A 6,624-nucleotide genomic window follows, 5' to 3' on the forward strand; every position below is an offset into this window, starting at 1 on the left:
GCCACGACGTCGAGCTCGTCGGCGAGACGGTCAACCGCGTGTTCTACCTCGATGCGAACCGTCAGATCATCGACACGTACAACATGAACTGGAAGAACTACCTGCGCCAGCGTGTGGCCGACGAGGAGCGCCGCAAGAAGGAGCGCGCCAACGCCGAGAAGAAGGCGACGACGCTGCAGCTGCAGGCGGCCCGTTTCGGTGCGAAGGCGTCGAAGGCCGCCGCGGCGCATCAGATGATCGCCCGCGCGGAGAAGCTGCTCGCCGGACTCGACGACGTGCGCCAGGAAGACCGCGTGGCGAAGCTGCGCTTCCCGAAGCCGGCCCCCTGCGGCAAGACCCCGATGATGGCGACCGGGCTGTCGAAGTCCTACGGCTCGCTGGAGATCTTCACCGACGTCGATCTCGCGATCGACCGGGGATCCAAGGTGGTGGTCCTCGGACTCAACGGTGCGGGCAAGACCACGCTGCTGCGCATGCTCGCGGGTGTCGACGAGCCGGACACCGGGCAGCTCGAGCCCGGACACGGCCTCAAGGTCGGCTACTACGCACAGGAGCACGAGAACCTCGACGTCAACCGCTCTGTGCTCGAGAACATGGTCTCGGCGGCGCCGCACATCACCGAGATGGAAGCCCGCAAGGTGCTCGGGTCCTTCCTCTTCACCGGCGACGACGTGCTGAAGCCGGCGGGTGTCCTCTCGGGTGGGGAGAAGACCCGACTCTCGCTCGCGACTCTCGTCGTGTCGTCGGCGAATCTGCTCCTGCTCGACGAGCCGACGAACAACCTCGACCCCGCATCGCGCGAGGAGATCCTCGGAGCGCTCGCGCACTACGAGGGCGCCGTGGTGCTCGTCTCGCACGACCCGGGCGCGGTGCAGTCGCTCAACCCCGAGCGCGTGCTCATCCTGCCCGACGGTGTCGAGGACATCTGGAGCCAGGACTACCAGGACCTCATCGAGCTCGCCTGATCCGGCGCCGAGTGTCATAGGGTCGAACCGTGACGCATGACGGCTCTGACTCCGACACCCTCCCGTTGAACGACTGGCTGCGAGGGCGGCACGCGCTCACCGGGACTGCTCCGCAGTGGGATCCCGAGGCGCTGCCGGACGATCCGACGGTTCTCTTCGGCGAGTGGCTGCGCGCGGCGGTTGCGGCGGGCGTGCCGGAGCCGCACACCGTCACGCTCGCGACGGTCGACGCGGCGGGCGTCCCCGATGCGCGCACGCTCATCCTCAAACGCGTGGACGAGCGCGGGTGGGCGATCGCGAGCACCCGGTCGTCGCGCAAGGGCGCGCAGCTGAGCGCTGCTCCCGCAGCGGCGCTGAACTTCTGGTGGCAGCCTCAGGTCCGTGCCGTACGGGTGCGCGGTCGGGTCGAGGAGGCGAGCGCGGAGGAGAGCGCCGCCGACCTCGCCGCCCGATCTCCGGCCGCGCGCGCGGGCGTGGCCGACGGCGACTGGGTTCTCTGGCGCATCGTCCCCGAGCGCATCGAATTCTGGCAGGGCTCCCGCGATCGCCGACACACGCGGGTGGTGTACGTCCCCGACGGTGCCGGCTGGTCCCGGAGCGTCACGGTCGACTGAGCGTCAGCGTCGACGGAGCGGCAGGATCGACTCGGCCGCTCACACGCACGGCTCAGACGTACGGACGGGTCAGACGTTCGCGTCGAGCAGCTCGTCCTCGACGTCGGCATCCTTGTCGCGTCGACGCGGCGTCTTGACGGGGGCAGGTGCGCCCTCGACCTCCTCGCGATGCTTCACGATCTCGGTGCGGATGATGTATCCGATGAACACGAAGCCCATCAAGGCGAACAGGATCCACTGGATCGCGTACGAGAGATGCGGGCCCGGATCGTCGGTGGGCGAGTCGAACCCGCCGAGGGTTCCCTCTCCGCTCGGGTCCTCGCTGACGATCTGACCGTAGGCGCTGGTGACCACATCTCCCCCCACCATCCCGGCGATCGCAGGGAGGTTGATCGTGGGGACCTGGCCCTCAGGAGCACCGCGACCGGATGCCGGGAGCTGCTCGCCCGGGCGCAGGCGGACGATGACCTCGACCTCACCGGACGGCGGGAGGGGCACGGCATCGGGAGCATCGCCCTCGCCCGGCGGCACCCACCCCCTGTCGACGATGAACACCCGCCCGTCTGCATCACGGAAAGGGACCAGCACCTCGAAGGCGCTCGTACCGCCGTGCGGTCGGTTGCGCACCAGCAGCTGCTCGTCGGGGAGGTACTCGCCGTTCAGCACCACCGGGTGCCAGACGTCTCCGGGGTCGAGCGATCCGTCGGCGCCGATGAGGTCGACGAGGGGCACGGGGTCCGCATCGTAGTTCTTCTCGACGAGAGCGATCTGCTCCGCACGGGTCACGTTGCGTTCGAACTGCCAGTTCGACAGGAACGCGCAGGCGATCGCGAATCCGATCGCGATCAGCACGTAGACGGTCCAGCGGCCGAGCCGGGTGCTCATGAGGGGACACCATCTCTCACGGTCACGGGGAAGTCCCGAGCTGACAGGTAATCGTGGAGGAACTCGACGTGCTCATCGCACGCGAGCCAGATCTTCTCCCGATCGGCGGAGTGGATGCGAGGGTTCCGCCACACCACCTGCTTCGAGGCCGCGCTCCGGCATCCGGCGCGCGAGCACTGCAGTTCGCTCACTCGTCGTCCCGACGCGTCTCGCGGATCAGGAAGACGCCGGGATCCGATGCCTCGACCATGGGAGCAGGGCTGGCGGGCGGTGCCGCCTCGATCTGCTGCACCGGGGACTCCGCGGCGGTCTCGGTGCTGTCGCTTCCCGCATTGGCGAACACGACGGCGATGTAGGGAAGAACCGCTGCGCCCGCGGCGAAGACCCACGTGTACCAGCCGTACGGCTGCACGAACATCATCAGCGCGAAGCAGATGATGCGGATCGTCATCGTGAGCGCGTAGCGGCGCACGCGGTGGTCCGCCTCGGCCTGCGGCGACTGCGGCAGTGAGGTGACAGCCGGGACCTGCGACTTGCTCTTCACGATGAGTCAAGCCTACGCCGGTGCGGACGCTCTGGCGCCCCTTCATGTGGCTCAGGACGAGAAGATGAAGGGCAGTGTGAAGGCGCCGAAGAAGACGATGCTGATGATCGTCATCACGATGCCGATGACGAGGAAGGCGACCATGATGTAGCCCATGATGAGGCCGGCGAAAGCCATGCCGCGCCCACCGATCGCAGGGTTCTGCTTGGTCTGCTTCAGCGCCATGTGGCCCGTGATCACGGCGATGATCGACGCGAGCAGCGGCACCACCGCCCAGAAGAGGACGACGCCGGCGATTCCGCAGATCAGCGACGTGATCGCGAGTCCGCTGGCGGGACGAGCCGCCGGGTACGCGGGGGCGTAGGTCTGGTACCCGGGAGCGGCCGAGCCGTACGGCTGCTGCGGGGGTGCGGGGTAGGTCGGGGCGACGGCGTAGGGCTGCGAGGAAGGCGCTCCGTACGGCTGCGGCGGACCGGGGATCGACGGCGCAGCACCGGGGTAGGCCTGAGTCGGCTGGCCCGTCGTGTCCGCCGGATACGGGGGAGCGGGCGGTGCCGGGGCGAACGGCTGCGCGGGAGGCGGGGTCTGCTGCGGGTCTCCCGAGGAAGTGGGGATGCTGTTGTCGCTCACGTGGTGCCTTTCGTCAGGCTCAGCGTTCCAGCACCGAGGTCCCCTGTCAAACGTGCCGCCGGTCGCGGAGGAGCATCCTCGATAGAATCGTCCTCGACCAGGCCCGACCCGCAGTGGCCAGATCAGGAGTGGAAATGAGTTCTCGCGTCGTCCTCGTCACCGGTGGCAACCGCGGCATCGGCCGTGCGATCGCCGAACGATTCGTCAGCGAAGGTTTCCGTGTCGCGGTCACGGCTCGCAGCGGCGAGGGTCCGGAAGGCACGCTGACCGTGCGCGCCGACGTCACCGACGCCGCCGCGATCGACGCGGCGTTCAGCGAGGTCGAGCAGCAGCTCGGACCGATCGAGATCGTCGTCGCCAACGCCGGAATCACCAAGGACACTCTGCTGCTGCGCATGAGCGAAGACGACTTCGACAGCGTCGTGGCCACCAATCTCGGCGGCACGTTCCGGGTGGTCAAGCGCGCGTCCAAGGGCATGCTGCGCGCTCGGTTCGGACGCATCATCCTGATCTCCAGCGTCGTGGGACTGTACGGGTCCGCGGGACAGGTGAACTACTCGGCGTCCAAGAGCGCGCTCGTCGGATTCGCGCGTTCGCTCACGCGTGAGCTCGGCGGACGTGGCATCACGGCGAACGTCGTCGCGCCGGGGTTCATCGAGACGGACATGACGGCGGAACTGCCGGAGGAGACGCAGAAGCAGTACAAGGCGAACATCCCCGCCGGCCGTTTCGCGACGGCCGACGAGGTGGCCGGCGTCGTGACCTGGCTGGCGGGCGACGACGCCGGCTACATCTCGGGGGCGGTCATCCCGGTCGACGGCGGTCTCGGGATGGGGCACTGACCTCAGCGCCGGACGACCGCCGCATCGATGAGGGTCGCCAGACGACTCGGAACCGAGAACTGCGGCCAATGGCCGGACCCGATCCGCACGACCTCGACGTCGTCGATCGCACGGAACTCGTCGGCGTAGGGCCCCCACTCGGCGAGCTCGGACTCGAGGGTCTCCTGGTCGAAGCCGCCCATGAGCATGGTGACCGGAACACGGTGCCGGCCGCCTGAGGCGAGCTCGATCGGATCGGTGGGCACCCGAGCGGGGACGCTGGCGGTGAGGGGTGCGGTGCGGGCGCGTGTCGCCTCATCGAGGTCGTCGACGTCTTCAGCGGGGAAGTGGTTCCAGCCCGGAAACGGTATGACGCCGTCGACGACCTCGAACTCGCTGATGCCCATGCCGGACGGTGGCGGCACCGTGTCGACGAAGACCACGCGCGACACGGCGTCGGGACGAGCGTCGGCGACGCCCCACGCCACGTTGCCGCCGCCGCTGTGACCGACGACCACGACCGGGCCGCCCGCCGTGTCGACGACCGCGTCGACCGCCGCGACGGCGGCCTCGACCCAGTCCGAGATGCCGATCTCCGAGGACTGATCCGCGGGTTCACCCACCCCGGGCATCGTGAGCGGATGCACCGCGTGCCCCGCCCGTTCGAGATCGGATGTGACGTCGCTCCAGCTCGACGCGTCGAGCCAGAGTCCGGGGATGAGGATGATGTCCATGCGGCGACGATAGACCGAGCCGCCGACATCCGCTACGGAAGCAGCGCGATGACCTCGGACAGGTCCTGAGGGCCGACGACGATGCTGGCGGCCGCACGCACCGCGGGCTTGGCGTTGAAGGCCACGCCGAGGCCCGCCGCGGCCATCATCTGCAGATCGTTGGCGCCGTCTCCGATGGCGATGGTCGCGTGGCGGGGGACTCCCAGCTCGTCCGCCCACTCGCGCAACGACGCCGCCTTGGCCGCGGCGTCGACGATGGCGCCGTCGACGCGACCGGACAGGGCGCCGTCGACGACGTCGAGCCGATTCGCGCGCCACCGGTCGACGCCCAGACCCGGAGCCACGTCGTCGAGGATCTCGTGGAAACCTCCGGAGACGACGCCGACGACTCCGCCCCGTGCATGCACGGCGGAGGTCAGCTCGCGCACCCCCGGGGTCGGCTCGATCCGGGCGAGCACTCGCGGGAATGCGGAGACCGGGACCCCCTCGAGGGCGGCGACCCGCGAGCGCAGACTCGTCGCGAAGTCGATCTCGCCGCGCATGGCCGCCTCGGTCGCGGCCTGCACCTCGGCGCGGCGCCCCGCTTCGTCGGCGATCAGTTCGATCACCTCGTTGCGGATCAGGGTGGAATCGGCATCGAGGACGACGAGGAAGCGCGCAGAGGTCACGGCTTCGAGCCTAGCGACAGCGACGCCGCCCGGCGGACGACCACGGATGCTGTGATCGTCCGCCGGGCGGCGTCGGAGGAGCTTTCGGGCTCAGCGTTCGATGAAGAGTCCCTTGCCCACGACGGTGATCCCCGATTCGGTGACCGTGAAGCCCCGAGCGAGGTCTCGCTCGCGATCGACACCGACCGTCGCCCCGTCGGCGAGCACGACGTTCTTGTCGAGGATCGCGCGGTGCACGCGGGAGCCCGCACCGACGCGCACGCCGTCGAAGACGACGGAGTCGGTGATGGTGGAACCGCCGCCCGCAAGGGTCCACGGCCCGACCACACTGCGTTCGAGGTGCGTTCCGGACAGCACGGACCCGAGAGACACGATCGAGTCGATCGCATTGCCGATGCGCCCCACGGAGTCGCGCACGAACTTCGCAGGCGGGGAGTTGACCGCCTGCGAGTGGATCGGCCACTCCATGTTGTACAGGTTGAAGATCGGCAGGGTCGAGATCAGGTCCATGTGGGCATCGAAGAAGGAGTCGATCGTACCCACGTCGCGCCAGTAGGAGCGGTCTCGCGGCGACGACCCGGGGACGTCGTTCTGCTTCATGTCGTAGTAGCCGGCCTCGCCGCGGTCGACGAAGTACGGCACGATGTCGCCGCCCATGTCGTGCCCCGAGGTGGGAGACTCCCCATCGGCCTCGACCGCAGCGATCAGCGCGTCGGCGTCGAAGATGTAGTTGCCCATGGATGCGAGGACCTCGTGCGGAGAG

9 protein-coding genes are annotated in these 6,624 nt (G+C 68.9%); 3 read left to right on the forward strand and 6 right to left on the reverse strand.

Going from position 1 to position 6,624, the window contains the following annotated elements; all coding sequences use genetic code 11:
• Together ABTZ43_RS16525 and ABTZ43_RS16530 are read left to right on the forward strand one after the other, a co-directional pair.
• A partial coding sequence (locus tag ABTZ43_RS16525; protein ID WP_350539561.1) for an ABC-F family ATP-binding cassette domain-containing protein occupies positions 1-965 on the forward strand: 965 nt, incomplete at its 5' end.
• 29 nt (positions 966-994) lie between these two features.
• Positions 995-1,579 carry a pyridoxamine 5'-phosphate oxidase family protein gene (locus tag ABTZ43_RS16530; RefSeq protein WP_502885424.1) on the forward strand — a complete coding sequence of 195 codons (585 nt, stop codon included), beginning with the start codon at positions 995-997 and terminating at the stop codon, positions 1,577-1,579.
• Between the two features lie 69 nt (positions 1,580-1,648).
• Here ABTZ43_RS16530 and ABTZ43_RS16535 read toward each other — a convergent pair whose 3' ends face one another.
• The 3 genes from ABTZ43_RS16535 to ABTZ43_RS16550 form a co-directional block, all read right to left on the reverse strand.
• Positions 1,649-2,464, reverse strand: coding sequence for an SURF1 family cytochrome oxidase biogenesis protein (locus ABTZ43_RS16535; RefSeq protein ID WP_056418104.1), 816 nt, complete (start codon positions 2,462-2,464; stop codon positions 1,649-1,651).
• A 187-nt stretch (positions 2,465-2,651) separates the two neighbouring features.
• Positions 2,652-3,008, reverse strand: a complete 357-nt coding sequence (locus tag ABTZ43_RS16545) for a DUF3099 domain-containing protein (protein ID WP_350539562.1) — start codon at positions 3,006-3,008, stop codon at positions 2,652-2,654.
• Positions 3,009-3,059: 51 nt separating this feature from the next.
• Positions 3,060-3,638 (reverse strand): DUF4190 domain-containing protein, encoded by a 579-nt coding sequence (locus ABTZ43_RS16550; RefSeq protein WP_056418098.1) that lies wholly within the window; start codon positions 3,636-3,638, stop codon positions 3,060-3,062.
• A 134-nt stretch (positions 3,639-3,772) separates the two neighbouring features.
• Here ABTZ43_RS16550 and ABTZ43_RS16555 point away from each other — a divergent pair, with 134 nt between their 5' ends.
• On the forward strand, positions 3,773-4,480 hold the full coding sequence (locus ABTZ43_RS16555) for a beta-ketoacyl-ACP reductase (RefSeq protein ID WP_350539563.1): 708 nt from the start codon (positions 3,773-3,775) through the stop codon (positions 4,478-4,480).
• A 2-nt stretch (positions 4,481-4,482) separates the two neighbouring features.
• On the opposite strand, the gene ABTZ43_RS16560 is transcribed toward ABTZ43_RS16555, so the two are convergent.
• The 3 genes from ABTZ43_RS16560 to ABTZ43_RS16570 form a co-directional block, all read right to left on the reverse strand.
• Entirely contained in the window at positions 4,483-5,193 is a 711-nt protein-coding gene (locus tag ABTZ43_RS16560) for an alpha/beta fold hydrolase (protein ID WP_056418094.1), read from the reverse strand.
• A gap of 32 nt (positions 5,194-5,225) precedes the next feature.
• Positions 5,226-5,909 (reverse strand): phosphoserine phosphatase SerB, encoded by a 684-nt coding sequence (gene serB / locus ABTZ43_RS16565; protein ID WP_350539566.1) that lies wholly within the window; start codon positions 5,907-5,909, stop codon positions 5,226-5,228.
• Positions 5,910-5,951: 42 nt separating this feature from the next.
• A partial coding sequence (locus tag ABTZ43_RS16570; RefSeq protein ID WP_350539564.1) for a GlgC family sugar phosphate nucleotidyltransferase occupies positions 5,952-6,624 on the reverse strand: 673 nt, incomplete at its 5' end.

It is taken from the genome of Microbacterium sp. NPDC097977 (assembly GCF_040302605.1).
Taxonomy (GTDB): Bacteria; Actinomycetota; Actinomycetes; order Actinomycetales; family Microbacteriaceae; genus Microbacterium.

Coding starts and splice junctions, on each gene's coding strand:
- ABTZ43_RS16555 (WP_350539563.1), top strand. CDS start 3,773: ATGAGTTCTCGCGTCGTCCTCGTCACCGGTGGCAACCGCGGCATCGGC.
- ABTZ43_RS16560 (WP_056418094.1), bottom strand. CDS start 5,193: ATGGACATCATCCTCATCCCCGGACTCTGGCTCGACGCGTCGAGCTGG.
- ABTZ43_RS16535 (WP_056418104.1), bottom strand. CDS start 2,464: ATGAGCACCCGGCTCGGCCGCTGGACCGTCTACGTGCTGATCGCGATC.